Genomic DNA, 25324 nt, shown 5'->3' with positions numbered 1-25324 from the left:
CGGCGACGACCGCTCGCTTGACTCGCTCGCGACAGATGTCCGAGAAACGACGCTTCACATTCCAGCCCAGAGAGGACCCGCCCCATGGAGAAGATCTCGGACAAGATCGTCGGCCTCACCTTCGACCCGCTCGATTTCCAGTGGAGCTCGCGCGACGTGATCCTGTACGCCCTCGGCGTCGGCGCCACGCCGCAGCGCGATCTCGAGTACGTCTACGAGAACAAGGGCCCACGGGTGCTGCCGACGTACGCCGTGATCCCCGGCATGCTCTCGATGGGCGGATTGATGGGCAAGGTCGAGATCAACCTCGGCATGCTGCTGCACGGCGAGCAGGGCATCGTGCTCCACCGCGAGCTCCCGGCCGAGGACAAGGTGCAGGTGATCGGCAAGGTGAAGGCGGTGTGGGACAAGGGGAAGGCCGCCGTGGTCGAGACCGAGGGGGTGATCCAGGACGCCAAGGGGCCGTTGGCGACGACGACCGCGACGCTGTTCATCCGCGGCGCCGGCGGCTTCGGCGGCGAGCGCGGCCCGTCGACCGAGGGCGTCAACGAGCCGCCCGACCGCCAGCCCGATCAGGTCATCACCGACCACGTGCTGCCGCAGCAGGGCGCGATCTACCGCCTCTCCGGCGACCTGAACCCGATGCACATCGATCCCGAGTTCGCGCAGAATTTCGGCTTCGAGGCGCCGTTCCTGCACGGTCTCTGCACGTACGGCATCGTCGGCCGCGCCATCCTCGGCTCGGTGTGCGGCAACGACCCGACGCGCTTCCAGTCGTTCTCCGCCCGCTTCGCCGATCGCGTCATGTACGAGGACGACATCATCACCAAGATCTGGATCACCGCCCCCGGCAAGGGCATCGTTCGCGCCGAGACGCAGAAGGGCAACACGGTGCTGTCGCAGGCGCAGGCGACCTGGAAGGCCTGAGGCGCTTCCGCCAGGGCGCCCCGCGCCGCTCACCATCGCCCCGCCCCGGGGGCGCGGGAGGGCGGGGAAGTCGGAACGGCGGCGGAAGGCCCGCGGTCAGCGCGGGCAGCCGCCGCTGGCGGCGTTCACCGCCGCGATCAGCTCGTCGATGGTCACCCGGCCGTCGCGGTTGCGGTCGGCGGCCGGGCAGGCGCCGAGCGGCGCGTTGCCGATGCTGACGGTGACGGCGCTGATCAGCTCGTTGATCGAGACGGCGCCGTTGCCGTCGCAGTCGCCGGGGCAGGCGGGTGGCGTCGCCGTCGGGCTCGGCAGCGGCGTCTCGGTCGGGGTCGGGGTCGCCGTCGACTCGGGGGTGTCGGTGGGGACCGGCGTGTCGGTGGCGGGCGGTGTGCTCGTCGCCGTGGGGGTCGGCGTCGCCGTCTCGGTGCGGGTGCGCGTCGCCGTGGCGGAAGCGGTGGCGGTCGCGGTGCGGGTGGCCGATGCGGTGGCGGTCGCGGTCTGGGTCGGCGTCGCGGTCGCGGTGGCGGTTTCGGTCGGCAGCGGCGCGTCGGGATCGATCACCAGCACGCCGCTCACCGCCAGCGTGCCGCTGAGCAGGTTGCCGTCCTGGTCGCCGGCGAGGACGCGGTCGACCTGCAGCTCCGACGGCCCGAGCGGGGCGTCGGCCGCCACCGGCAGGCTGCAACGGACGATGGCGCCCTGGCGCAACTCGTCGGCGGCGCCGACGGCGTCGACGAGGACGAAACGGAAGCGGCGCTTGCCGATCGGCACCACCGGGTCGAACGCCAGGCTCACCGAGAGCTGGTGGGTGGTGAGCGAGGCGTCGGTGCGGCAGCGCATGCCGATCTGGAACACCTGGAAGACCGGCGTGTCCACCAGCAGATCGAACGACAGGCCGTAGACCAGGCCGGCGCCGTCGGCGAGCTCGAAGCTGATGTCGGCGTTGCCGCCGGGCCGCGCCGCGCCGCCGATGGCGGCGACGCGGATCGGGACCGCCGGCGTCTCGCTCGCCGTCGCGGTCGGCGTCGCGGTGCGGGTGGCCGTCGGGGTGTCGCTGGCGGTGGGCGTCGCCGTCTCAGTCGCGGTGCCGGTGGCGGTGGGCGTCGGGGTGTCGGTCGGCGTGTCGGTCACCGTGCCGGTGTGCGTCACGGTGCCGGTCGCCGTGACCGTGCCGGTGGCGGTGGCGGTGAACGTCGCGGTGCCGGTCGCGGTCAGCGACGGCGTCTGCGTCACCGTCGGCGTCGGCGTCGGCGTGGTCGGCAGGCGGATCAGCCGTTCGACGCGGATCGTCCCGGTCGTCGTCGTCACCTCGGCGGCGACGACGACGAGCTGGCCCTCGCGGCTCTGGACGTAGCGCAGGCAGCTCAGCGCCGAGCCCGGCTGCGGCGTCACCGGGCGGCCGGTCTCGAGCTCGTAGCTGTCGATGTCGCAGTCCGGCGGCGCGTTGGTGAAGCCGCCCTGGGTGACGGTGATGCCGGCCTGCGGCGGCGCCAGCGAGAAGGTGACGCGCACGCCGTCGCCGACGGGATTGCCGCGGCTGTCGGACACCAGGGCGGTGACGATGGTGGTGAAGGTCCCGTCGTTGTTGTCGCCGCGGCGGTCGGCGAAGAGGTCGACGCTGATCAGCGCCGCCGCCGGCGTCGGGGTGAAGGTCACCGTGCCGGTGGCGGTCGGGGTGGCGGTGCGGGTGCGGGTGCCGGTGAAGGTGCGCGTCGCGGTGAACGTGCGCGTCGCCGTCGGCGTCACCGACGGCGTGTTCAGCGGCGTCGCGGTGCGCGTCCCCGTCGGCGTGCGGCTGGCGGTGAACGTCCGCGTCGGCGTGTCGGTGCGGGTCGGCGTGTCGGCCGGGGTCGGCGTGCGCGTGTCGGTCGGGGTGCGGCTCGCGGTCGGCGTGCGGGTGGGCGTGCCGGCAAACGTCGCGGTCGCGCTCGCCGGCGGCGGCGTGCGCGTCGCCGTGGCGGTGCCCGTCGCCGTCGCCGTCCGCGTGGCCGACGCGGTGGCGGTGGCGCTTGCGCTGGTGGTCACGGTCGGGCTGGCGCTCGCCGTGAGTGTCGTGGTGGCGGTCGCGGTCTCCTGCCCGCGCGCCGCCAGGGCGGGCGCGAGGACGACGGCGGCGAGCGCCAGGATGGGGCCGAGGCGGGGCATCACGGGCACGGGATCGCCACACCCTAGCTGGCGGCGCGTGTTGTGACGAGCCGCGCGGCGGCCGCGTTCAGGCGCCGATCATCGCCGCGGCGACGCGTGCCGTGGCCGGCGAGCGGTCGGTGGCGGACCTGCCTCCCGGTTGTCCCGCTGCCACCTGCCCGTTAATCAGGTCATCGCCGCGGCGGCTCCCCGGGGCGGACGCCGTCCGCACCGAGCGCCCGGGATGTCCGCCGCGACCAATCCAGCGAACCAACAGGGAGGCCTCATGGCGAAGCGTTTCATCGTCGAGGGCGGCGTGCCCGCCGACGATCTCTGGCGGGTGCCGGCGCACGTGCGGCGGCTGGAGGCGTTGGGCTATTCGGCGGCGATCTCGCCGGAGACCAACCGCGACGCCTTCCTGCCGTTGGTGGTCGCCGCCGAGCACACGACGCGGCTCGGCCTCGGCACCTCGGTGGCGATCGCCTTTCCGCGCGCCCCGATGGTCGTCGCCCAGCTCAGTTGGGATCTGCAGCGCTTCAGCAGGGGGCGCTTCTTCCTCGGGCTCGGCAGCCAGGTGCGCAAGCACAACGAGGAGCGCTTCAGCGTCAAGTGGACGGCGCCGGTGGCGCGCATGCGCGAGTACATCCAGACGCTGCGCGCCATCTGGGACTCCTGGCAGACCGGCAGCAAGCCGTCGTTCGTCGGCGCGCACTACCGCTACACGTACATGACGCCGTTCTTCAACGCCGGCCCGCTGGAGCACCCGCGCATCCCGATCGCCATCGCCGCCGTCAACCCGGCGATGTGCCGTCTCGCCGGCGAGCAGTGCGACGGCGTCCGCCTGCACAGCTTCTGCACCCGGCGCTACCTGCGCGACACCATCATTCCGAACATCGCCGCCGGCGCCGCCAAGGCCGGCCGGCGCGCCGAGGCGGTCGAGCTCTCGGGCGGGGGCTTCATCGCCACCGGGCCGGACGACGCCAGCGTGCGGAAGATGGTCGAGTGGGTGCGGCGCCAGATCTCCTTCTACGGCTCGACGCCGTCCTACCACGGCGTGCTCGAGGCGGAGGGCTGGCCGGAGCTCGGGCCGCGGCTCAACGCGCTGTCGCGCGAGGGCAAGTGGGACGAGATGGCGCGCGCCGTCTCCGACGACGTCGTCGCCGCCTTCACCGCCATCGGCCGCTACGACGAGATCGTGCCCCGCATCCGCGAGCGCTTCGCCGACGTCGCCCGCATTCCCTTCCCGACGCCGCGCGAGGACGCCCGCGAGGAGGGCCTGGTGCGCGAGCTGCTGCAGGAGCTGACGGAATGAAAGGCCGCCAACGCCGGTGACCACCGGGAACCACCGAGAACGCCCAGAGACCCCCGGCGCCTTCGTGTCCTCCGCGGTCATCGGTGTGCCTTTGGCGATTTTCGCGCCCCCCGAGGTTCGGCAGGAGCGAACGAGCCGGCGCCAATGACCACGACGCACGGCGACGGAGCCCGGACGCCTTCGTGTCCTTCGTGGTCATTGGTGCGCATTTGTGGTTTGCCGTGAGCCCATGCACTTCGACGTCTTCTGGTCCTTCCGCAGCCCCTACTCCTACCTCGCGACCCGGCGGCTGGTCGGCATCGCGCGCGACTACGACGTCGACCTGCGGGTGCGCCCGGTGCTGCCGATCGCCGTCCGCATCCCCGGCTTCTTCCAGCGCGTCAATCCGCTCTGGCCGCCCTACCTGATGCGCGACACCATGCGCATCGCCGAGCACGAGGGCCTCGACTACGCCTGGCCGCAGCCGGATCCGATCGTCCAGGACTTCGTCACCCGCGAGGTGGCGGCCGAACAGCCGTACATCCACCGGCTGACCCGCCTCGGCGTCGACGCCGTCGAGCGCGGCCGCGGCCTGGCGTTCATCGACGAGGTGTCGCAGGTCATCTGGAGCGGCCGGGTGCAGGGGTGGCACGAGGGGTCGCATCTCGCCGACGCCGCGGCCCGCGCCGGGCTCGACCTGGCGGTGATGGACCAGGCCGTGGCGGCCGATCCGGCGCGCTACGACGCCGTCATCGACGCCAACCAGCGCGACCTCGAGGCCGCCGGCCACTGGGGCGTGCCGACGATGGTCTTCGAGGGCGAGCCCTTCTTCGGCCAGGATCGCATCGAGCTCCTGCTGTGGCGCATGCGGCAACGCGGCCTCGCGCGCCGCGCATGAGCGCGCCGCCGCTGCGCGCCCTGCTGGTGGATGCGGTCGGCACGGTGATCCACCTGCGCGAGCCGGTCGGCGTCACCTACGCGCGCCTCGCCGGCAGCGGCGAGCCGGCGGCGCTGCAGGCGGCGTTCGTCGCCGCCCTGCGCGGCCGGCCGGCGATGGTGTTTCCCGGGCTGGCGGGCGACGCGCTGCGCGCCGCCGAGCGCGCGTGGTGGCGCGAGCTCGTGAGCGCGGTGTTCGCCGCCGCCGGCGCCGCGCTGCCCGCCGGCGCGTTCGATCGCCTGTGGGCGCACTACGCCGGCGCCGGGGCCTGGGCGGCGGCGCCGGGCGCGCACGCGCTCCTGCGCGGCGCCCGCCAGCGCGGCCTGCGCACCGGCATGGTGTCGAACTTCGACCATCGCCTGCCGGCCGTGTTGGCGGCGCTGGAGCTGGCGCCGCTGCTCGACGTGGTCGTGCTGCCGGCCGACGCCGGGGCGGCCAAGCCGGCGGCGCCGATCTTCGCGCTCGCGCTGGCGCGGCTCGGCGTCGCCGCCGGCGAGGCGCTCTACGTCGGCGACGACGCCGAGGACGACATCGCCGGCGCCCGCGCCGCCGGGCTGCGGGCGGTCGACGTCGCGCGCGTCGGCGATCTCGGCGCGCTGCTGGCGGAGTGCGACGGATGACGGCGCCGGCGGGACTGACGGCGCGGCGCCGGCGCCCGGCAGCGCTCCTGGTCGCGCTGGCGCTGCTCGCCTGGGCGACGTCCGCGCGCGCCGACGGCGACGATCGCGCCACGGCGACGCACCGCTTCGACGACGTCCCGTACTGGACGAAGGTCTTCGACGATCCGCGGCGCGATGCCTGGCAGAAGCCGGCGGAGCTGGTGGCGGCGCTGCGGGTGCCGGCGGGCGCCACGGTGGTCGATCTCGGCGCCGGCACCGGCTACTTCGAGCCCTACCTGTCGCGGGCGGTGGGAACGGACGGCTCGGTGCTGGCGGTCGAGGTCGAGCCGCGCCTGGTCGAATGGCTGCGCGACCGCGCCGAGCGCGACCAGCTCGCCAACGTGACCCCGGTGCTGGCCTCCCTGGGCAACCCGCGCCTGCCGCGCGCCGTTGCCGACCTCATCTTCATCGCCGACACCTACCACCATCTCGACCACCGCCGCCGCTACCTGCCGCAGTTGGCGCGCGCCCTCCGCCCCGCCGGCCGCGTCGCGATCGTCGACTGGAAGCCCGGCGAGCTTCCCGAGGGGCCCGAGCCGTCGCACAAGCTGGCTCCCGAGACGGTGATCGGCGAGATGCGGGACGCCGGCTTCACCCTCGTCGCGCAACCCGACATCCTCCCGTATCACTACGTCCTCGTGTTCGGCGGCGGGCGCTCGCCGTCGAGATAGCCCGCGATCCGATCATGCTCTCGCTCGTCATCTTCGACTGCGACGGGGTCCTCTTCGATTCCGCCGGCGCCAACGTCGCCTACTACAACGCGGTGCTCGAGCGGCTCGGCCGGCCGCCGCTCGACCAGGCGTGGAGCCGGCGGGCGCACTTCCTCTCCTCGCACCAGCTCTACGAGGCGATGTTCGGCGACGACGAGGCGCTGCGCGCCGCGGCGCTGCGCGTCGGCCGCGAGATCGACTACGGCCCATTCTACCGCCTGATGCGGCCGATGCCCGATCTCGAGCACGTGCTGCAGGCGCTGGCGCCGCACTACCGGCTGGCGATGGCGACCAACCGCGGCGGCACCGCCGCCGGGGTGGTGCGCGAGTTCGACCTCGGCCGCTGGCTGGCGTTCACGGTCGGCGCCAACGACGTGCCGCGCGCCAAGCCGCACCCGGACATGCTGCTGCGCTGCCTGGAGCACTTCCGGGTGCCGGCGAGCGCGGCCGCCTACGTCGGCGATTCCGACACCGACGCCCAGGCGGCGCGCGCCGCCAACATCCGCTTCGTCGGCTTCGGCCCGGTGGCCCCGGCCGAGCACCGGGTGCACGCGCTGCGCGAGCTGCCGGCGCTGCTGGCGGGCTTCACCCCAGCATGATCATGCCGCCGTCGACCGGCAGGCACTGACCGGTGATCATCTTCGAGTCGTCCGAGGCCAGGAACACCGCGGCGCCGGTGATGTCCTCGGGATCGAGCGGCTTCTTGATCGCCATCATCATGTTGACGATCATCTCGAGGATGTCGGCGGGCACGCTCTCCTTGGTCGCGTCGGTGAGCGTCGGCCCCGGGGCGATGGCGTTGACGCGCACGCCGGTGACGCCGACGGCGCCCGCCATGAAGTGCGTCATCGCGTTGATGGCCGCCTTGGTGACGCTGTAGTGGAACGACGGCAGGCCGTCGGGCATGGGCATCGTCGGATGCATCCAGGCGGCGCTCGACGACTGGTTGATCACCGAGCCGCTGCCCTGCTGCTCCATGTACGGGAACACGGCGCGGCACATCAGCCAGGTGCCGAAGTAGTTCACGTCGAAGATCTTCCGCAGGTACTCGAAGCTCGAGTTGAAGTTGTCGATGCCGTAGAAGATCGCGGCGTTGTTGATCAGCACGTCGATGCGCCCGAAGCGGTCGTGCACCGCCTTGGCGCAGCGCTTGGTGTCCTCCTCGCTCGACACGTCGACGCGTTCGAACACCGCCGCGCCGCCGATCGACGCCGCCACCGCGCGGCCCTTCTGCTCGTTGATGTCGGCGACGACCACCTTCGCGCCCTCCGCGGCGAAGCGGCGCGCGTACGCCTCGCCGATCCCCTGGCCCGCTCCGGTGATGATCGAGACCTTGTCCTTGAGTCGCATCTCCGTTCTCTCCTCCTTGGGGCGCTGCGGCCTTCGTGGCGCGATCTAGTCCCACAGCTCCCGAAAGCGCGCAACGGCGCGCGGCACCACCGCCGCGTAGCCCTCGGCCTCGATCGCCGGGCCGAGCAGCTCGATGTCGTACCAGCCGTCGTAGCCGGCGGCGGCGAGCGCGCCGCACAGGCGGCGCAGCGGGATGTCGCCGTCGCCGATCACCACCCGCTCGCTGGCGGCGAGGGTGCCGACGCGGAAGTCGCTGATCTGCACCACGCCGATGCGGCGGCAGCGGGCGCGGATGTTGTCGTAGAGCCGGCGCTCGATCCAGGCGTTGTTGAGCTCGAGCGTCACCGTCAGCCACGGCGAGTCGATGGCGTCGGCGAAGTCGAGCGCCTCGTCGAACGAGTGCAGGAAGGCGAGATCCATCCGCAGTTGGCTGGTCGGCTCGAGCGCCAGCCGCACCCCGAGGTGCTCGGCGGCGGGGAGCAGCGCCTCGAGCAGCGGCCGCGCTCGCGCCGCCGCCTCCTCCCAGCTCAGCGCCGGGTTGCCGCCCGGCAGCACCATCAGGCAGTCGGCGCCGAGGTCCGCCGCCGCCTCGAGGTGGCGGCGGGTGCGCGCCAGCGCCTCGCGCTCGCCGGCCTCGTCGCCGAGCGGGAAGCAGCCCGACGAGGTCAGGCAGGAGACCGCCAGCCGACGTTGGCGCAGCAGCGTCGCCGCCCGGTCGATCCCCACCGCCTCCAGCTTGCGGATCGCGATCCCGATCCCGGGCGCGCCGGCGGCCGCGACGGCCTCGACGTCGCGTTCGAACGGCCAGTGCAGGGTCGTGATCTGCGAGACCGAGAAGCGCGGCACGCGGCCGGATAGCGCGGCCCGGGACGGCGGATCAAGGAGCGGCGGCGCCCGAGCGGCTCGCGCCCCGCGCGCCGATCTCCACCAGCACCGCCGAATGGTCGCCGCTCGGCACCTCGACGACCGCGAAGTCGAAGACCTCCAGGTGCTGGACGAAGGCGTGGTCGATGCGCAGCAGGCGCGGCGCGCCGGCCCACGGGCCCCAGGTGCGCGCCGCCCGGCCGCCGCGGCGGCGGGCGTGGATCAGCGCCGCGTCCTGCAGGTGGTCGGCGACCCGGCGGTAGAAGGGCCAGAGCGGCGTCGAGTTGAAATCGCCGACGACGATCCGCGGCCGCTGCGGGTTGGCGCGCAGATGGCGCTCGAGGCCGCGCCACTGGCCGCGCCGGCCGGCGACGGTCTTCCAGGTCGGCAGCGTGTGCGGCGCCAGGACGTGGAGGTTGAGCAGCTCGACCGCGACCGAGGCGCCGTCGGCGGTCCCCAGCCGCAGCTCCGCCAGCCGCGCGTCGCGCCGCGGCAGCGGCAGCCGGCGCACGGCCAGCGGCACGCGCGCGGCGATGCCCATCCCGGTGTAGTCGGTCGCCGGTTCGAGGAGGCCGTGCGGCAGGCGGCGGCGCAGGGCGTCCGCCTGCCACGGGGTCAGCTCCTGCACGGCGACCACGTCGGCCCGCACGCGCTCGACGAGGGCGGCGAACCCGTCGGCGTCGGCGACGCCGTTCCACAGGTTCGCCGACAGCACGCGCAGGCGGGCGGGAAGCTCGTCGGCCATCGCCGGTCGCCTAGCGGAAAGCCGAGCCGGTTGCAGCCGACCGCCGGTTCGGCGCGCCCCGCGGCGACACGGCGGCGGCATGCGACCAGTGGCGCCGCGGCCGTTGCCCGCGGCGGCGCGGCATGGCACGAGGGACGTCGCAGCCGATCACGACCGACGCCACACTCGTAGGGGGAGGACACATCCATGGCCGACGCACCACAGGTCTCCGAGGACGTCACGCCGCAGCAGTTCTTCGAGCAACTGCTGCCGCTGGGCTTCCAGGCACAGAGCGACGGCGGCGCCGCCGCGCCGGGCGATTTCGCCATCCAGTTCACGCTCACCGGCGACGGCGGCGGCGCCTGGCACGCGACGATCGCGAACGGGCAGATGCAGGTCAGCGCGGGCGCCAAGGACGCCAACCTGGCCGTCACGCTCGGCGTCGACGACTGGCGCGACGCCGTGCTGAACCGCAACGGCGCCACCCTGGGCATCATCCTGCCGGCCAACCGCCCGGGCCGTCCGGACAACAGCGGCCGCGCCAAGGCGCTGAAGGGCACGATGGCGCTCGAGCTGGCGCGCGCCGACAAGGATCCATTCAAGGTCGAGCTGTGCTTCAACGGCGCGCCGGCGCCGCGCACCCTGCTGCGGATGGCGATCGCCGACTACGTCGGGATGCAGGACGGCAGCCAGAACGGCCAGATGCTGTTCATGCAGGGCAAGATCAAGGTCGAGGGCGACATGGGCTTCCTGATGCAGATCGCCAGCCTCAACATGTGATCCGCCACCGCCGGGAGGGGCCGCGCCTCCGCGCCGCCGGCGCCGCGCGCCCTGGCATCGCGCGGCCGCGGGGAGCGCGGCGCTCCAAGGCGTGGTCACCGCGCCGACGGCAGCGCGCCGAGGCGCTCGCCGTCGCTCCGCCACAGCACGACCCGGCCGTCGAGGCCGGCGCTCGCCAGGCGGCTCCCGTCGGCCGCGAAGGCGATGCCGGTCGCGCTGCCCTCGTGCCCCGGCCACGCCGCCGGCTCGCCGCCGTCGGCGGGCCAGACGCGGAGCGTCCCGTCGTGCGCGGCGGCGGCGACGCGGCCGTCGGGCGCCACCGCGAGGGCGCGGATGTGGTGCGGCCCGGCGGAGGGCAGGGCGCCGTCGCGCTCGCCGTTCAGGCGCCAGCGTTCCACGGCGCCGCCGAAGTCCGCCGCGATCAGCGACGCGCCGTCGGGCGCGAAGGCGAGCGAGCGGTCCCAGCCCCAGGCGACGTCGTGGCGCACCAGGTTGGGGACGAGCTGCGCGTAGCGCGCGTCGATCGGGCGGAACGTCGCCACGGCCACGAAGGCGCCGCCCGCCGCGTCGCGCCGCCACAGCCGGAGCCGCGTGTCGGCGCCCTCGGCCGCCAGCCAGTCGCCGCGCGGCGACCAGGCGACGGCGAGCAGTATGCCGGCGTCGGTGGCGAGCTCGCCGGCCGGCGCGCCGGCGAGCGTCCAGAGCCGGATGCGGCCGTCCTCGCCGGCGGCGGCGATCGCATCCGGGCTCGCGGCGAGGGCGCGGATCGGCGCGCCGGCGGCGCTCGTCCAGATGTCGCGGCCGTCCCTCGACCAGCGGCGCACGCGGCCGTCGGCGCCGCCGCTGACGACGCCGAGCCCGCCGGCGAGAAAGCGCGCGTCGGTCGCCCGCGCATCGAGCCACCGCTCGCCGCGCGGCGCCGCCGCGTCGTCGACGCGCCAGATGCCGACCCCGCCGCCGCGCTCCACGACCAGCAGGCGGGCGGGATCGGCGGGATCGAGCTCGACGCGCCGCGGCGCGCGCGCCGCATCCGGCGCCGGCGCGGCGCGCGGACAGGCGCTGGCCAGCAGGGCGCCGGCGACCAGCAGCGCCGCGCGCGCCAGACGGAGCGGGACGCGCCTCACTCGTAGCGGATGACGTCCACCGGCGCGAGGCGCGCCGCCTTGCGCGCCGGGTAGAGCGTCGCCAGCAGGCAGATCGCCAGCGTCGCGGCGGTGACGGCGACGAAGTACGGCGCATGGACCTGCACCGGCACGGTGTTGACGAAGAACACGTCCTTCGGCAGCTCGACCACCTGGTAGTTCTTCAGCAGCCAGCAGCCGCCGATGCCGCCGAGGTTGCCGAGCAGCGTGCCGATGCCGCCGATGATCAGGCCCTTGTAGATGAAGATGCGGCCGATGCTGCCGCCGCTGGCGCCCATCGACTTGAGGATCGCGATGTCCTTCCGCTTCTCCATCACCACCATCACCAGCGTCGCCAGGACGGTGAAGGCGGCGACCAGCACGATCAGCAGCAGCACGATCGAATACACCGACTTCTGCAGCGCCAGCGCCCCGAAGAGGTTCTTGTTCGCCGCCATCCAGTCGCGGACGCGGTAGCCGATGCCGAGCGTGGCGGCGAGCTGGCCGGCGACGCGGTTGGCCTGGTAGAGGTCGCGCAGCTTGATCTCGACGCCGGTCACCGAACCGTCCATGTCGTACAGCCGTTGCGCGTCGGCGAGCGCGATGTAGGCGAGGCCGCTGTCGTACTCCGGCATGCCGGAGCTGAATTCGCCGACCACCGCGAAGCGGCGCAGGCGCGGCACGCCGGCCGTGCCCGCGGCGGCGGCGGCGACGCTCACCGCCTCGCCGACGTGCACCTTCAGCTTCTCCGCCAGCGCCGTGCCGAGGATGATGCCGGGCAACTGCGCCGTGGCGCCGCGCCCCTCGCCCAGCGGCACCGCGACGGTGCGGCCGAGATCCGCGATCGAGCCGCTGCGCAGCCGCGCCGCCAGGTCGTCGGCGCCGGCGCCGTCGGGCCGGATGCCGCGCACCAGCACGCCGGCGAACTCGCTCGGCGTCGACAGCATGAGCTGGCCGTAGACGAAGGGTTCGGCGCTGACCACCTCGGGCACGGCGCGCGCCGTGCTCACCACCTGCGCCGGGTTGGCGATCGAGCCGAGCTGCCCCCAGATCGAGACGTGCGGGTTGAAGGCCAGGATGCGGTCGCGCAGGTCGCCCTCGAAGCCGGTCATCACCGCCAGCGTGATGGTCAGCGTCATCACCCCGATGGCGATGCCGAGGGTCGAGATCCAGGTGATGAGCGAGATGAAGGCCTCGCGCCGCTTGGCGCGCAGGTAGCGGAGGGCGACGAACAGCTCGTAGCGCATGCAGGCTCTCGGCGCCGCGGCGCCGACAGGGTACATGGCAGTCAACCTTGCGCCGGTCCAGCGCGGCATGTGAAGGAGGCGGCACCATGGCGGGACGACTCGACGGCAAAGTGGCGGTGATCACCGGCGGCGGCAACGGCATCGGGCGCGCGACGGCGCTGCGCTTTCTCGCCGAGGGCGCGCGGGTGGTGATCGCCGATCTGAACCCGGCGAGCGGCGAGGCGACGATGGCGCTGGCGCGCCAGGCGGGCGCCGGCGAGCGCATCCGCTTCGTGCCCGCCGACGTCGCCCGCGAGGCCGACGTCGCCGCCGCCGTGCAGGCCGCGCCCGCCGCGTTCGGCCGCCTCGACTGCGTCTGCAACAACGCCGGCGTCGCCGGCGCCTTCGGACCGATCACCCACCTCGAGGCCGAGGAGTGGGACCAGACCTTCGCCGTCCTGGTGCGCGCCGTCTTCCTCGGCATGAAGCACGGCGCCCGCATCATGAAGGCGCAGGGCGAGGGCGGCTGCTTCATCAACACGGCCTCCATCGCCGGGCTCTCCGGCGGCGACGGGCCGCAGGCCTACTCGGCGGCCAAGGCGGCGGTCATCAACCTGACCCGCGCCGTCGCCGTCGAGCTGGCGCCGCAGCGCATCCGCGTCAACGCCATCTGCCCCGGGCTGATCCTGACGCCGCTCGTGCACCGCGGCGACGAGGCGGCGATGGCGCCGCTCGCGGCGCGCTGCCAGCCCTGGCCGGACGCCGGCCGGCCCGAGGACATCGCCGGCGTCGCCCTCTTTCTCGCCAGCGACGACGCCCGCTTCGTCACCGGCGAGGCGCTGGTCGCCGACGGCGGTCTCGTCGCCGCCGGCGCGAGCACCGCCGAGAAACTCGGCATGGGCGGCGCGCTGTACGCCGCGGCCGGCATGGATCACGGCAGCACCGGCATCGCCCCGACCCTGCGCGGCGTCGAGTGAGCGATGGCGCACCATTACCAGCGCTTCGATCCGCTGCTCGCGCCGGCGCAGGCCGACGCGATGGTGCGGCTGTGCGAACGCTTCGGCCGCTACGGCATGTACTCGCAGGAGGCGTCGCCGACCGAGATCGGCGAGGGACTGGCGCAGCGCCACGACGCGGTGATGAACTTCATCCGCAGCGGCGGCCGCTCCGGTCGGCGCGAGCCGCTGCGCGTCCTGGCGGCGCGCACCAACTACTTCCGCGAGGAGTACGCCTACGGCGACGAGGTCCGCCTGCCCGGCATCGAGCCGTTTCTCCATCACGAGGGCTTCCTGGCGGCCGCCCGCGCCGTGCACGGGCGGCCGCTGATCGAGCCGGCGATCGTCTACGCCAACATCCTCGTCCCCGGCCAGGAGCTGGCGATCCACACCGACGTGCCGGAATTCCGCGGCGCCAACCGCAAGCGCTTCCCGCAGTGGCTCATGGTGGTGATGCACCACTCGCGCCTGTTCGAGGCCTGGCGCATGCCGATCGTCACCGGCGTCGCCTGGTTCAGCGCCTGCCGGGGCGGCGACTTCGTCTTCTATCCGGACGGCGCCGAGGGGCCGGCGGTGGCGCTGCCGGCGCGGCGCAACAGCGCCATCCTGCTCGACACCGATTCGGTGTTCCACGGCGTCGATCGCGTCGCCTGCGCGGGCGAGATGGCGCCGCTGCGCCCCGGCATGCACCTGGTGTTCGACGGCGCCGGCCGCTGGTCGATCCGCGACGGCGCCGCCGTCGTCGCCCGCTACGCCTGGGACGAGCTGCGCTTCTCCGTGTCCTGGAAGGCCTACTGTTTCGCGGATGCCGGCGAGCGCGACGCCTGGCGCCAGCACCGCGACGACCTCGCCCTCGACGCCATCCTCGACACCCTGGTGGACGACCTGCGGGCGCGCGGCCGCCTCGACGGCGACCGGCCCCCGCCCACCGCGCTCGCCCAGCAGCTCATCGACGAGTACGTCCGCTTCCCGCCGGCGCCCTGAGCCCCGCGGCCCCGCCGGCGACCGGCGCGCCCGCGCGCCGCGGCGGCATCGCCTTGACCGCCCTCCAACGTCTGTTTTAAACATCTGTTCGAAATGAGCGCCACCCTGCGATCTCCCCGCGCCGGCCGCCACCCGGACACCAGGCGCCGCGTCATCGAGGCGGCGAGCGAGCTGTTCGCGGCGCACGGGTTCCACGGCACGACGGCGCGCGACATCGCGCAGCGCGCGGGGGTCAACCTGGCGGCGGCGCACTACCACTTCGGGGCGAAGGACGACCTGTACCTCGAGGTGCTGCGGGCCCAGTTCGATGCCATCACCGCGGCCCTGGAACGGCGCGGGGCGCGGCTCCCGGCCGGCGCGAAGCCCGGTCGGGCAGCGCTCGAAGCGCTGCTGCGGGCGCGCATCGCCGCCATGCTGGAGGTGCTGATGGGGCCCCCTCCCGGGCTGCACGGGACGCTGATGCTGCGCGAGATGTGCGATCCGAGCGCGGCGCTGCCGCACATCGTCCGCCAGTTCATCGAGCCGATGAAGCGCGAGACCGAGGAGATCATCGCCCGGCTCGAGCCGGCGCTGCCGCGGGACGCCGTCGAGCGCTGCATGTTCAGCATCGTCGGCCAGGTCTTCTTCTACCGCACGCAGTTGCCGGCCTTTCCGCACCTCAGCCCCGGACTGCGGCTCGACCACGCCGGACTGGCGGCGATCGCCGACCACATCGCCACCTTCTCGCTCGGCGGCATGCGGGCCCTGCGTCCCGCGCCCGCGCGGGGGGGGCGGCGATGAGGGCGGGCGGGGTGCTGCTGGTCGCCGCGCTCGCCGGCTGCACGGCGGTGCGCGACGTCTGGCGGCCGGAGGGCGACGGCGGCTGGAGCGCGGCGCGGCGCCGGCAGGCGGTGCGCGCCCTGGCGCCGCAGGCCGGCGTCGTCGATCCGCTGGCGGCGCCGACGCCGGCGCCGAGCCCGACCGTCTACAGTCTCGCCGCGGCGCTGGCCGAGGCGCGCGGCGGCAACCGCGCCATGCAGGCGGAGGCGCTGCGCGTCGGCATCGCCCGCCGCCAGGCGCTGGCGGCGCGCGGCCGGCTGTTCCCGACCACCACCGCGGGCGCGCGCTACACCTGGTACAGCGACGTGCGCTCGACGCACGTGCAGATTCCACCCGGCGTATTCCCGCCGGGGACGACGCCGCCGTCCTTCGACGTCGTGCTCAGCGACAGCGACGCCGGCACCGTCAACGCGCAGGTCCTGCTGCCGCTCGACCTCAGCGGCGAGCTGCGGCAGCAACTGGCGGCGGCGCAGGCCGGCTATCGCGGCGCCGCGGCGCAGCGCTGGGCGGTCGAGCTCGAGCAGGACCTGGCGGTGACCCGCGCCTACTTCGACCGGCTCGCCGCCGAGCGCCTGCGCGAGGTGACCGACGAGACCATCGCGCTCTACCGCCGCCAGCTCGCCGACGCCCAGGCGCGCTTCGCCGCCGGCCAGGTGACCAAGAACGAGGTGCTCGAGGTGGACGTGGTGCTGCGCAACGCCGAGCAGCGGCGGATGCGCGAGGACGTCGAGGTCGAGCGCGCCCGCTGGGCGTTCAACGACGCCATCGGCGTCGACGTCGACGCGCCCACCGCGGTCGCCGACCTGCGCGCCCGTCCCGCGCTGCCCGCCGTCGACGACGCCCTGCGCCAGGCGCAGCAGCACAACCCGCTGCTGACGGCGCTGTTCGAGCGCCAGCGCCAGCTCGAGGCCGAGCTCAGCGCGCTCGAGCGCAGCCGCCTGCCGCGCTTCGAGGCCGGCGGCGCGATGGACTACTCGACCTCGAACCTGTTCCAGCCGAACCAGATCGGCTCCGGCTTCGCCGGCATGCGCTGGGACCTCGGCACCGACACCCAGCGCGAGGAGCGCATCGCCGCGGCGCGCCTGGCGATCGACGAGAACCAGGTCCAGCTCCAGGCGCAGCTCCGCACCCTCGAGCAGGCGTTGCGCGCGACCCTGCGCAGCGCCGAGGAGCGCCTGGCCGCGCTCGACACCGCCACCACCGCCATCGGCCAGGCGGAGGAGAACCTGCGCATCCGCCGGCAGATGTTCGCGGTCGGTCGGGCGCAGAGCAAGGACGTGCTCGACGCGCAGCGCCTGCTCGCCGAGCAGCGCGCTGTGCTCGCCACCGCGCTGTACCAGGCGCAGACCCGGCGCGCCGAGGTGCAGCAGCTCACCGGCGAGCCGTTCGAGGCGCTCGTCGCCCCGGGAAGGGAGTGAACATGCCCCGCCGTTTCGTGCTCGTCGCCGCGCTGCTCGCGGTCGCCGTGGCGGCCGCGGTCGTGCTGGTGTGGCGCCGCGACCATCGGCCGCCGCACTACACCGGCGTCGTCGAGGGCGAGGAGCGCGTCATCCGCAGCGAGGTGCCGGGCCGCGTGCTCGAGGTCGCGTTCGCCGAGGGCGACCAGGTGCCGGCCGGCGCCGTCATCGTCCGCCTCGACGACCGCGACATCGCCGCCAGCATCGCCGCCAGCGAGCAGGGGCTGCGGGTGACCGACGCCGAGATCCGCCGCCAGGAGGAGCAGGTCGCGACCCTCGAGCGGACCTGGACGCAGGACGTCAGCGCTCGCCAGGCCGAGCTGCGCACGGCGGAGGCCGGCGCCACCCTGGCGGAGCAGACCTTTTCCCGCGAGCGCGAGCTGATCGGCACCGGCGCCAGCACCCAGCAGTTGCTCGACGAGGCGCGCGCCGGGCGCGACCAGGCGAACGCGACCCGCGACCGCGCCCGCGACCTGCTGGCGCGCGCAGAGGCCGAGGCGGGCACGGTGGCGGTCGCCCGCCATCAGCTCGAGGTGCTGCGCCAGCAACGCGAGCTCGCCGAGCGCCGCCTCGACGAGCTGCGCGTCACCCACGACAAGTACCAGGTGCAGGCGCCGCCGGTGCCGACCCGGGTCGAGACGCAGTTCATCTGGCCCGGCGAGCTGGCGCAGCCGGGCACGCCGCTGCTGGCGCTGCTCGATCCCACCGACCAGTACGTGCAGATCTACGTGCCGGTCGCCGATCTCGCCCACGTCCGCATCGGCCAGCGGGTGGCGATCGAGCTCGACAGCACGCCCGGCCACCGGGTGCCGGGCGAGATCAGCTTCCTCGCCGACAAGGCGAACTTCACGCCCGAGAAGATCGAGACCCGCGACGACCGCATCGGTCAGGTGTACCGGGCCAAGGTGCGGATCCTCGAGGGCGTCGAGCGCTTCCGGCCGGGCACCGAGGGCAACGTGTATCTCGAGCCCTGACGCGGGGCGGCGCGGCGCGGCGATCCGATGAACGACGTCCCACGCATCAGCCTGCGCAACCTGCGCAAGCGCTTCGGCGCCCGCGTCGGGCTCGCCGGCGTCGACCTGGCGATCGCCGGCGCGCAGGTGGTCGGCGTCACCGGGCCCGACGGGGCGGGCAAGACGACGCTGCTGCGCGCTCTCGCCGGGCTGCTCGAGGTCGAGGCCGACGCGGCGACCGTGCTCGGCGTCGATCTGCGCCGCGAGGTGCGCGGGCTGAAGGCGCAGATCGGCTACGTGCCGCAGGCGTTCAGCCTGCCGCGCGAGCTGTCGGTGGCGGAGAACCTGCGCTTCACCGCCCGGCTGCACCGGCTGCCCGAGGACGTCTTCGCCGCCCGCGCCGAGGCGCTGCTGGCGCGCACCGGCCTGGCGCCGTTCGCGGCGCGGCCGGCGGCGGCGCTGTCGGGCGGCATGAAACAGAAGCTGGCGATCAGTTGCGCGCTGCTGCCCGACCCGGCGCTGCTGCTGCTCGACGAGCCGACCGCCGGGGTCGACGTCGTGGCGCGCGACGACATCTGGGCCATCCTGCGCGAGCGGCGCGACCGCAGCCTCATCCTCATCAGCACCAGCTACCTCGAGGAGGTCGAGGCCTGCGAGCGGCTGGTCTACCTCGATGCCGGGCGGGTGGTGGCGAACGGCACGCCGCGCGAGCTGCGCGCCGGGCTGGCGATCGAGCTCTACCGCGCCTGGGGCGACGACCCGCGCGCCATCGCGGCGGCGGCGCGGGCGCTGCCGTACGTCGACGACGCCCGCGCCAGCGGCCGCTATGCGCGCATCGAGGTGCCCGGCCCGCGGACGCCGGGGGCGGAGCGCGTGCTCGCCGACCTGGCGGCGCTGCCGTCGCCGGTGCACGTCGCCGAGCGCGCCGCCCTCGACACCGAGACCACGCTGCTGGCGCTGGCGCGCCGCGGGGCGACGGCGTGAGCGCGCCGATCATCGTCGCCCGCGGGCTGAGCAAGCGCTTCGGCGACTTCACCGCCGTCGACGCCCTCGACCTCACGGTCGAGCGCGGCAGCATCTTCGCCTTCCTCGGCGCCAACGGGTCGGGCAAGAGCACCACCATCCGCATGCTCATCGGCCTGCTCGAGCCGACCGGCGGCGCGATCACCGTCGACGGCGTCGACGTCATCGCCACCCCGCGCCGGGTGCGCGACCACGTCGGCTACATGGGGCAGAAGGTCAGCCTCTACCAGGGCCTGTCGCTGCGCGAGAACGTCGAGTTCTACGCCGGCCTCGGCGGCCTCGCCGGCGCCGACCTCGAACGGCGCTGGGAGGCGCTGCGCGAACGCTTCGACCTCGCCGAGGCCGAGGCCGAGCGGCCGGAGAACCTCCCCGCCGGCATTCGCCAGCGCGCCGGCCTGGCCGTCGCCATCCTGCACCAGCCGCGGGTGCTGTTCCTCGACGAGCCGACCGCCGGCGTCGACGTGCACAACCGCGCCAACTTCTGGGAACGCATCCAGGAGGAGTGCGACGCCGGCGTCACCGTCTTCGTCACCACCCACTTCCTCGAGGAGGTGGACTACTGCGACTGGGCCTGCGTCATCGACGCCGGCCGCCTGATCGCCGATGCCGCGCCGGAGGAGCTGCGCCGCCGCTACTCCCCCGGCTATCGCATCCGCATCGCCGCGCCGCCGGCGGCGCTCGCCGCCGCCACGCCCGCGCTGCGCGCCGCCGGCTTCGCGATCGGCGGCGGCGACGGCGGCGACGTCGAGCTGGCGATCGACGCGATGACGGCGCCGGCGCTGGCGGCGCTCGACGCCGTGCTGCGGGCGCACGGCATGCCGCCGGTGCAGGTGTCGCAGCCGTCGATGGCCGACGTCTTCCGCGCCCTGCTCGGCCGCGGAGCGCCGGCATGAGCCGCCGCCGCCTCCTCACCCTGATGCTGCGCGAGGTGCGGGCGACGCTGCGCGACCCGTTCACCCTCGCCATGCTCATCGCCGTGCCGCTGGCGGCGCTGCTGGTGTTCGGCTTCACGCTGTCCACCGAGGCCAAGAATCTCGGTCTCGGCGTCTTCGACCAGTCGCAGAGCGGCGCCAGCCGCCGGGTGCTGTCCGACATCGCCGCCACCGGCGATTTCATTCTCCGCCCGTACCCGTCGCGCGCCGCCATCGACCGCGCCTTCCGCGCCGGCCAGGTGAGCGCCGCGGTGATCATCCCGCCCGACTTCGACCGCGCCCTGCGCGACGGCCGCGGCGACGCGGCGGCGCGCATCCAGATCCTCTACGACGGCGCCGAGACGATCCTCGCCGGCAACGCCGAGGCGGCGCTGCGCGGCACCATCGCCGCCAGCGTCGCCGCGCTCGGCGGACCCACGCGCCCGCCGGCGGCGGCGCGCGGCGGCGTCGAGGTCGTGGTCGGCGCGCTCTTCAATCCGACCTTCGACGGCGTGCCGTACATGGTGGCCGGCACCTTCGGCTTCGTCCTCACCTTCCTCACCACCCTGCTCACCGCCGTGTCGGTGGTGAACGAGCGCCTCGGCGGCACCTTCGAGCAGTTGCAGGTGACGCCGGCGACGGCGCTCGAGATCGTGCTCGGCAAGCTGCTGCCGCTGGGCGGCGTGTTCACCTTCGACGTCGTCCTCATGGTGCTCGCCGCCGGGTTCCTGCTCGGCGTCTGGCCGCACGGCAGCGCGCTGCTCTTCGTCGCCGTGTCGTCCTTCTACGTGCTGCTGTCGCTGGCCCTCGGCCTCATCATCTCGGCGACCTCGGGCACCGCCGCCGAGGCGGTGCAGAAGACGGTGCTGACCAGCATCCCGCTCGTCCAGCTCAGCGGCTTCGCCTTCCCGATCCGCAACATGCCGCTGCCGGTGCAGTGGCTGACCGAGATCTTCCCGGCCACCCATTACATCCGCATCAGCCGGGCGATCTACCTGCGCGGCGAGGGGCTCGCCGATCTGCTGCCGGAGATCGCCATGCTGGCCCTGTTCGGCGCCCTGCTGCTGCGCAAGGCGCTGACCAGCGTGGAGGCGCGCGCATGAGCGCGCGGTTCCTCTCCAACGTGCTCGCCGTCGCCTACAAGGAGACGGTGGCGCTGCGCCACGACCGCGCCTTCCTCGGCGCCGTCCTGGTGCAGCCGATCATGATGCTGCTGCTGTTCGGCTTCGCCCTGTCGAACAAGCCGGCGCACGTGCCGTGGGCGGTGCTCGACCAGAGCCGCACCGCCGCCTCGCGCGGCCTGCTCGAGGCGGTGCAGTCGACCGGCTACTTCCTCGCCGCCGAGCCGGTCGACAGCTACGACGCCGGCCTGGCGCTGCTGCGCCGCGGCCACGCCGTGGCGTTCGTCGTCATCCCCGTCGACTTCCGCCGCGCCGTCGAGCGCGGCCAGCCCCAGGTGCAGGTGCTGCTCGACGGCACCGACCCGATCACCGGCGCGCGCGTCGGCGGCATCATCCGCCAGGTCGGCGCCGCCTACCGGCCGCGCGGCGCGACGGCGCCGGCGGCGGCGCCGCTCGATCTGCGCCAGCGCTTCCGCTTCAACCCGACCCTGCGCGACCGCGAGTTCTTCCTCGCCGCGCTCGCCGGCATGCTGCTCACCAACGTCTGCCTCTCGGTGACCAGCCTCGGCATCGTCGGCGAGCGCGAGAGCGGCACCTACGAGCACATGCTGTCGCAGCCGACGACGGCGCTCGAGATCGTCTTCGGCAAGCTCGCGCCGCACATCGTCATCAGCTACGTCGTGCTGCTGCTGGCGGTGACCGCCGCGGGCCTCGCGTTCGGCATCTGGCCGCGCGGCAGTTGGCCGGCGCTGCTCATCGTCACCCTGCCGTTCGTCCTCGCCTCGCTGGCGATCGGCGTCTTCGTCTCGACCCTGGCCTCGACCTCGGCGCAGGCGGTGTTCATCTCGGTCTTCTTCATCCTGCCGTCGTTCGTGCTCTCCGGCAGCATGTTCCCGTACCAGCTCATGCCCCCCGGGGTGCGCGAGGTCGGCTTCCTCCTGCCGCTGCGCTGGTACCAGATCTCGCTGCGCCGGGTGATCGAGCGCGGCGCCGGCGTCGCCGACGTCGCCGTGCCGATCCTCGCCCTCTGCCTCCTGTTCACCGCCCTGATGCTGCTGATCCGCTGGCGCATGAAGCCGCGCCTGGCGTAGACGGCGGGCGAGACCGATGGCGCGCAACATCGAGATCAAGGCCCGGCTGGTCGACCCCGACGCGGCCCGCGCCGTCGCCCTGCGCGTGGGCGGGCGGCCGCACGCGGTCGAGGAGCAGGTCGATACCTACGTGGCGCTCGACGGCGGGCGGCGGGTGAAGATCCGGCAGATCGCCGGCGGGCGACGCGAGCGCATCGACTACCGGCGGCCGGAGGCGAGCGGCGTGCGCGCCAGCGACTACACGATCACCCCGCTGGCCGACGACGCCGCGCTGCCGGGGGAGCCGATCGTGGTCGTCCGCAAGCGGCGCGAGGTGCTGCTGATCGACAACGTGCGCCTCCACCTCGACACCGTCGACGGGCTGGGCACGTTCCTCGAGCTCGAAGCGGTGGTCGACGCGGCGCACGACGACGCCGCCTGCCGGGCGCAGGTCGATCGCCTCATGGCCGCGCTCGGCCTGCGCGCCGGCGATCTGATCCGCGCCTCCTACGCCGAGTTGATGGCTGATCGTGCCGCCCCGGCCGGGGGCGGATCATTCGGGCGAGAAACGTAGCCACAAAAGACTCCTCACCACGGAGACTCCTCACCACGGAGGCACGGAGACAGGGAGGGCTCGGTGCCATAGCGAAGGCGCGGGGCCTCCCTCGCACTCCATTTCCAATGAACTTTGCGATGAGCGCTGAGCGGGCTTCGAGACCAGTCACTCTCCGTGGCTCCGCGCCTCCGTGGTGAAAGTCTTCTGTCGCATCAAGGTCAGCCCGCTAGGGATCGCCCCCGACGCCACCCTCCTCGGCCACGCGGCCCGGCGGCCGTCATTCCTCGCGGCGCTCGATGCGCACCACCGCGAGGTAATCGGGCACGCCGCCGAGCGCGTCGACGACGCCGCGGGCGAGCAGCGGGTTCGACTCCGGCCAGTGCACCTGCAGATTGCCGCGGGCGATCGGCGCCAGGTGGACGCGGCCCGCGAAGCGGCCGTGGTCGCTGACCAGGGCGATGCGATCGCCGCCGCGCAGGTGCAGGGCGGCGGCGTCGTCGGGGTGCATGAGGACGGCATCGCGGGCGGCGCCGGTGAGCGGGTCGACCTCGGCGTAGATCAGGGTGTTGAACTGCTTGCCGCGGCGGCTGCTGACCACGAAGGTGCCGGGTGGCCGCTCCGCCGCCGGCAGCGGCACCGGAATCAGGCGGGCGCGGCCGTCGGCGGTCGGGAACCGGCCGCCGGGCGCCAGGTGCGGGCCGCCGTACTGGAACGACTCGCCGGCCGACCGCAATTGCTGGATGCCCTGGTAGAGCGGCACGACGCGGGCGATCTCCTCGCGGATCGCCGCACCGCTGTCGCAGCCGAGCAGCTCGGCGCGCTGCGGGTCGACCGCCGCCGCCAGCTCGCGCAGGATGCGCCACTCGGCGCGCGCCTCGCCGACGGCGCGCGGCAGCTCGGGGCTGAACATCACCCGCCGTTCGGTGCTGGTCTGGGTGCCGCCGCCGTCCTGCTCGTAGCGGGTCTTGGCCGGCAGCAGCAGCACCTGGCCGTCGTCGCCGGCCGGCGGGATCAGCATCTGGTCGGTGACGATGATGTCCTGGTGGACGCGCATCGGCAGCACGGACAGGGCGTCGGCGACGTAGGCGGGATCGGGCAGGGTGCGCAGCAGGTTGCCGCCGAGCGAGTAGAGGAGGTCGAGATCGCCGCGCGCCGCGGCCTCGACCATTTCCGGGGCGGTCAGCCCGGGCGTCTCCGGCACCGGGAACCCGTACTCGAGCGTCAGCGCCTGCGCCGACTCGGGCGTGATCGCGACGCTGCCGGGCAGCGCGGTCGCGTAGGCGCCCATCTCGGCGCCGCCCTGGACGCCGGAGTGGCCGCGGATCGGCATCAGGCCGCAGCGCTCGCGGCCGACGTAGCCGCGCAGCAGGCCCAGGTTGACGATCATCTGCACCGCCTCGCCGCCGCTGGCGTGCTGGGTGATGCCCATGCTCCACACCAGCACGGCAGTGCGCGCGTCGCGGAACAGCGCGGCGAGCTCCTCCATGCTGGCGCGCGGCAGGCCCGCCTGCGCCTCCAGCGCCGGCCAGTCGACGGCGGCGACCGCGGCGGCGAGCTCGGCGAGGCCGCTGGTGTGGCGATCGACGAAGTCGCGGTCGATCCAGCCGCGTTCGATGAGGATCGAGATGACGCCGGTGAGGAAGGCGATGTCGCCGCGCTGGGCGACCGGGAACCAGTAGTCGGCGATGTCGGTGCCGAAGAGCGCGCTGCGCGGCGTCGACGGCACCCAATAGCGATCCATGCCCGGCTCGCGCAGCGGGTTGACGAGCACGACGCGGGTGCCCCGCCGCTTGGCTTCGTGCAGGTATTTCATCGCCACCGGCTGGTCGTTGGCGGGATTCGAGCCGAAGAAGACGATCAGGTCGGTGCCGAACCAGTCGCGGTAGCCGCAGGTGCTGGCGGCGACCCCGAGGGCGCGCTTCATCGCCCCGGTCGAGGGCGAGTGGCAGAGGCGGGCCGCGTTGTCGATGTTGTTCGTGCCGAGAAAGCGCGCCACCTTCTGGGCGACGTAGTAGACCTCGTTGGTGAGCGCCCGGGCGGTGAGGAAGAAGGCGACGCGGCGCGGATCGCTGCCGCGGATGCGGGCGGCGATGCGGGCGTAGGCCTCGCTCCAGGTGATGCGGCGGAAGCCGCGGTCGCCGCGCTCGCGCAGCAGCGGCACCGGCAGGCGGCCGAGATCGCGCAGCGCCTCGTTGCCCAGGCCGCGCAGCGCCTCGGCGTCGCCGAGGCGGGCCGGATCGAGGGCCGGCATGGTATTGAGCCGCAGCAGGTTGAGCCGGGTCATGCACAGGTGGACGCCGTCGATGGTCCAGTCGTGCAGGCCGGCGACGCCGAGGGCGCAGCCGTCGCAGACGCCGCGGCTCAGCACCTGCCAGGCGTAGCGGGCATTGTCGCGGTTGGCCCAGACGACCCGCGCCATGTCGCGGAAATGCTTGGGTTTGGTCCGTCCCAGCCCGAACGGCACCGCCGCCTGCAGGCGCGTCCCCCAGTCGCGCCGGATCTCGTGCGTCATCGGGGTGGAGGCATATCCCTAACCTCGATGCGACAAAACACCTTCACCACGGAGGCACGGAGACACGGAGGGGGCAGCGTCGGACTGGCGGGTGGTGCGATCCCCATGGCCATTGCTGATGGCGTTGGGGACCGCGCGCCCGAACCCCCTCTTGTCCAGGTTGTTCCGTGTCTCCGTGCCTCCGTGGTGAAATGTTTCGTCAGAGCAAGG

The 25324-nt window shown here is 73.8% G+C and carries 24 protein-coding genes; 17 read left to right on the top strand and 7 right to left on the bottom strand.

The annotated features are described in order from the left end of the window. Positions 1-84 precede the first annotated feature (84 nt). A complete protein-coding gene (locus KF840_16910; GenBank protein ID MBX3026588.1) occupies positions 85-927 on the top strand; it encodes a MaoC family dehydratase N-terminal domain-containing protein in 843 nt (280 codons plus the stop codon). Between the two features lie 96 nt (positions 928-1023). On the opposite strand, the gene KF840_16905 is transcribed toward KF840_16910, so the two are convergent. Then, the gene (locus KF840_16905) at positions 1024-3072 is read right to left on the bottom strand and encodes a hypothetical protein (protein ID MBX3026587.1); all 2049 of its coding nucleotides are present in this window, start codon (positions 3070-3072) and stop codon (positions 1024-1026) included. A gap of 265 nt (positions 3073-3337) precedes the next feature. Here KF840_16905 and KF840_16900 point away from each other — a divergent pair, with 265 nt between their 5' ends. The 5 genes from KF840_16900 to KF840_16880 all read left to right on the top strand — a co-directional run bounded on the left by KF840_16900 (position 3338) and on the right by KF840_16880 (position 7247). Further along, a complete protein-coding gene (locus KF840_16900) occupies positions 3338-4363 on the top strand; it encodes a TIGR03617 family F420-dependent LLM class oxidoreductase (GenBank protein MBX3026586.1) in 1026 nt (341 codons plus the stop codon). Positions 4364-4592: 229 nt separating this feature from the next. Beyond that, the gene (locus tag KF840_16895; GenBank protein MBX3026585.1) at positions 4593-5240 is read left to right on the top strand and encodes a DsbA family protein; all 648 of its coding nucleotides are present in this window, start codon (positions 4593-4595) and stop codon (positions 5238-5240) included. Then, on the top strand, positions 5237-5899 hold the full coding sequence (locus tag KF840_16890) for an HAD-IA family hydrolase (GenBank protein MBX3026584.1): 663 nt from the start codon (positions 5237-5239) through the stop codon (positions 5897-5899). The genes KF840_16895 and KF840_16890 overlap by 4 nt, the downstream gene beginning before the upstream one ends. Further along, positions 5896-6609, top strand: a complete 714-nt coding sequence (locus KF840_16885) for a class I SAM-dependent methyltransferase (GenBank protein ID MBX3026583.1) — start codon at positions 5896-5898, stop codon at positions 6607-6609. Before KF840_16890 ends, KF840_16885 begins: the two co-directional genes overlap by 4 nt. A 14-nt stretch (positions 6610-6623) precedes the next feature. After that, positions 6624-7247, top strand: coding sequence for an HAD family hydrolase (locus KF840_16880; protein ID MBX3026582.1), 624 nt, complete (start codon positions 6624-6626; stop codon positions 7245-7247). Here KF840_16880 and KF840_16875 read toward each other — a convergent pair. Genes KF840_16875 through KF840_16865 form a run of 3 tightly spaced genes read right to left on the bottom strand, consistent with a single transcriptional unit; the run spans position 7234 to position 9607 of the window. After that, on the bottom strand, positions 7234-7998 hold the full coding sequence (locus tag KF840_16875; GenBank protein MBX3026581.1) for an SDR family oxidoreductase: 765 nt from the start codon (positions 7996-7998) through the stop codon (positions 7234-7236). The two genes, KF840_16880 and KF840_16875, sit on opposite strands and share 14 nt — an antisense overlap. Positions 7999-8043: 45 nt before the next feature. Next, a complete protein-coding gene (locus tag KF840_16870) occupies positions 8044-8844 on the bottom strand; it encodes a sugar phosphate isomerase/epimerase (protein MBX3026580.1) in 801 nt (266 codons plus the stop codon). A gap of 31 nt (positions 8845-8875) precedes the next feature. Beyond that, the gene (locus tag KF840_16865; GenBank protein MBX3026579.1) at positions 8876-9607 is read right to left on the bottom strand and encodes an endonuclease/exonuclease/phosphatase family protein; all 732 of its coding nucleotides are present in this window, start codon (positions 9605-9607) and stop codon (positions 8876-8878) included. A 186-nt stretch (positions 9608-9793) separates the two neighbouring features. On the opposite strand from KF840_16865, the gene KF840_16860 reads away from it, so the two are divergent. Beyond that, a complete protein-coding gene (locus tag KF840_16860) occupies positions 9794-10366 on the top strand; it encodes an SCP2 sterol-binding domain-containing protein (protein MBX3026578.1) in 573 nt (190 codons plus the stop codon). 95 nt (positions 10367-10461) lie between these two features. On the opposite strand, the gene KF840_16855 is transcribed toward KF840_16860, so the two are convergent. After that, on the bottom strand, positions 10462-11490 hold the full coding sequence (locus tag KF840_16855) for a hypothetical protein (GenBank protein ID MBX3026577.1): 1029 nt from the start codon (positions 11488-11490) through the stop codon (positions 10462-10464). Further along, complete coding sequence (locus tag KF840_16850) at positions 11487-12734, bottom strand: ABC transporter permease (GenBank protein MBX3026576.1); 1248 nt, start codon at positions 12732-12734, stop codon at positions 11487-11489. Before KF840_16850 ends, KF840_16855 begins: the two co-directional genes overlap by 4 nt. A gap of 86 nt (positions 12735-12820) precedes the next feature. On the opposite strand from KF840_16850, the gene KF840_16845 reads away from it, so the two are divergent. The 10 genes from KF840_16845 (at position 12821) to KF840_16800 (ending at position 22620) form a co-directional block, all read left to right on the top strand. Then, entirely contained in the window at positions 12821-13690 is an 870-nt protein-coding gene (locus KF840_16845) for an SDR family oxidoreductase (protein MBX3026575.1), read from the top strand. Between the two features lie 3 nt (positions 13691-13693). Beyond that, positions 13694-14692, top strand: a complete 999-nt coding sequence (locus KF840_16840; GenBank protein MBX3026574.1) for a hypothetical protein — start codon at positions 13694-13696, stop codon at positions 14690-14692. A 93-nt stretch (positions 14693-14785) separates the two neighbouring features. Then, complete coding sequence (locus KF840_16835; GenBank protein ID MBX3026573.1) at positions 14786-15472, top strand: CerR family C-terminal domain-containing protein; 687 nt, start codon at positions 14786-14788, stop codon at positions 15470-15472. Continuing rightward, positions 15469-16929, top strand: coding sequence for a TolC family protein (locus KF840_16830; protein ID MBX3026572.1), 1461 nt, complete (start codon positions 15469-15471; stop codon positions 16927-16929). Before KF840_16835 ends, KF840_16830 begins: the two co-directional genes overlap by 4 nt. A gap of 2 nt (positions 16930-16931) precedes the next feature. Next, a complete protein-coding gene (locus tag KF840_16825) occupies positions 16932-17942 on the top strand; it encodes an HlyD family efflux transporter periplasmic adaptor subunit (protein ID MBX3026571.1) in 1011 nt (336 codons plus the stop codon). Between the two features lie 27 nt (positions 17943-17969). After that, positions 17970-18905, top strand: a complete 936-nt coding sequence (locus KF840_16820) for an ABC transporter ATP-binding protein (GenBank protein ID MBX3026570.1) — start codon at positions 17970-17972, stop codon at positions 18903-18905. After that, positions 18902-19837, top strand: coding sequence for an ABC transporter ATP-binding protein (locus tag KF840_16815; GenBank protein MBX3026569.1), 936 nt, complete (start codon positions 18902-18904; stop codon positions 19835-19837). The genes KF840_16820 and KF840_16815 overlap by 4 nt, the downstream gene beginning before the upstream one ends. Next, positions 19834-20958 (top strand): ABC transporter permease, encoded by a 1125-nt coding sequence (locus tag KF840_16810; protein ID MBX3026568.1) that lies wholly within the window; start codon positions 19834-19836, stop codon positions 20956-20958. Before KF840_16815 ends, KF840_16810 begins: the two co-directional genes overlap by 4 nt. After that, a complete protein-coding gene (locus KF840_16805) occupies positions 20955-22067 on the top strand; it encodes an ABC transporter permease (GenBank protein ID MBX3026567.1) in 1113 nt (370 codons plus the stop codon). Before KF840_16810 ends, KF840_16805 begins: the two co-directional genes overlap by 4 nt. Before the next feature lie 16 nt (positions 22068-22083). After that, complete coding sequence (locus tag KF840_16800) at positions 22084-22620, top strand: class IV adenylate cyclase (GenBank protein MBX3026566.1); 537 nt, start codon at positions 22084-22086, stop codon at positions 22618-22620. A 259-nt stretch (positions 22621-22879) separates the two neighbouring features. Here KF840_16800 and KF840_16795 read toward each other — a convergent pair whose 3' ends face one another. Beyond that, complete coding sequence (locus KF840_16795) at positions 22880-25114, bottom strand: FdhF/YdeP family oxidoreductase (protein ID MBX3026565.1); 2235 nt, start codon at positions 25112-25114, stop codon at positions 22880-22882. Positions 25115-25324: the final 210 nt, after the last annotated feature.

The organism is bacterium (genome assembly GCA_019637795.1).
GTDB lineage: Bacteria > Desulfobacterota > Binatia > HRBIN30 > CADEER01 > JAHBUY01.
Note: the sequence above shows the minus strand (reverse complement) of the source record. Positions and strands in the feature narration are given on the sequence as shown.

Bases quoted from the DNA above. Each gene is read 5' to 3' on its own strand.
- KF840_16830 (MBX3026572.1), top strand. From the start codon at position 15,469: ATGAGGGCGGGCGGGGTGCTGCTGGTCGCCGCGCTCGCCGGCTGCACG.
- KF840_16840 (MBX3026574.1), top strand. From the start codon at position 13,694: ATGGCGCACCATTACCAGCGCTTCGATCCGCTGCTCGCGCCGGCGCAG.
- KF840_16875 (MBX3026581.1), bottom strand. From the start codon at position 7,998: ATGCGACTCAAGGACAAGGTCTCGATCATCACCGGAGCGGGCCAGGGG.
- KF840_16890 (MBX3026584.1), top strand. From the start codon at position 5,237: ATGAGCGCGCCGCCGCTGCGCGCCCTGCTGGTGGATGCGGTCGGCACG.
- KF840_16910 (MBX3026588.1), top strand. From the start codon at position 85: ATGGAGAAGATCTCGGACAAGATCGTCGGCCTCACCTTCGACCCGCTC.
- KF840_16900 (MBX3026586.1), top strand. From the start codon at position 3,338: ATGGCGAAGCGTTTCATCGTCGAGGGCGGCGTGCCCGCCGACGATCTC.
- KF840_16885 (MBX3026583.1), top strand. From the start codon at position 5,896: ATGACGGCGCCGGCGGGACTGACGGCGCGGCGCCGGCGCCCGGCAGCG.
- KF840_16905 (MBX3026587.1), bottom strand. From the start codon at position 3,072: ATGCCCCGCCTCGGCCCCATCCTGGCGCTCGCCGCCGTCGTCCTCGCG.
- KF840_16820 (MBX3026570.1), top strand. From the start codon at position 17,970: ATGAACGACGTCCCACGCATCAGCCTGCGCAACCTGCGCAAGCGCTTC.
- KF840_16895 (MBX3026585.1), top strand. From the start codon at position 4,593: ATGCACTTCGACGTCTTCTGGTCCTTCCGCAGCCCCTACTCCTACCTC.
- KF840_16800 (MBX3026566.1), top strand. From the start codon at position 22,084: ATGGCGCGCAACATCGAGATCAAGGCCCGGCTGGTCGACCCCGACGCG.
- KF840_16795 (MBX3026565.1), bottom strand. From the start codon at position 25,114: ATGACGCACGAGATCCGGCGCGACTGGGGGACGCGCCTGCAGGCGGCG.
- KF840_16865 (MBX3026579.1), bottom strand. From the start codon at position 9,607: ATGGCCGACGAGCTTCCCGCCCGCCTGCGCGTGCTGTCGGCGAACCTG.
- KF840_16860 (MBX3026578.1), top strand. From the start codon at position 9,794: ATGGCCGACGCACCACAGGTCTCCGAGGACGTCACGCCGCAGCAGTTC.
- KF840_16845 (MBX3026575.1), top strand. From the start codon at position 12,821: ATGGCGGGACGACTCGACGGCAAAGTGGCGGTGATCACCGGCGGCGGC.
- KF840_16850 (MBX3026576.1), bottom strand. From the start codon at position 12,734: ATGCGCTACGAGCTGTTCGTCGCCCTCCGCTACCTGCGCGCCAAGCGG.
- KF840_16805 (MBX3026567.1), top strand. From the start codon at position 20,955: ATGAGCGCGCGGTTCCTCTCCAACGTGCTCGCCGTCGCCTACAAGGAG.
- KF840_16810 (MBX3026568.1), top strand. From the start codon at position 19,834: ATGAGCCGCCGCCGCCTCCTCACCCTGATGCTGCGCGAGGTGCGGGCG.
- KF840_16825 (MBX3026571.1), top strand. From the start codon at position 16,932: ATGCCCCGCCGTTTCGTGCTCGTCGCCGCGCTGCTCGCGGTCGCCGTG.
- KF840_16835 (MBX3026573.1), top strand. From the start codon at position 14,786: ATGAGCGCCACCCTGCGATCTCCCCGCGCCGGCCGCCACCCGGACACC.
- KF840_16880 (MBX3026582.1), top strand. From the start codon at position 6,624: ATGCTCTCGCTCGTCATCTTCGACTGCGACGGGGTCCTCTTCGATTCC.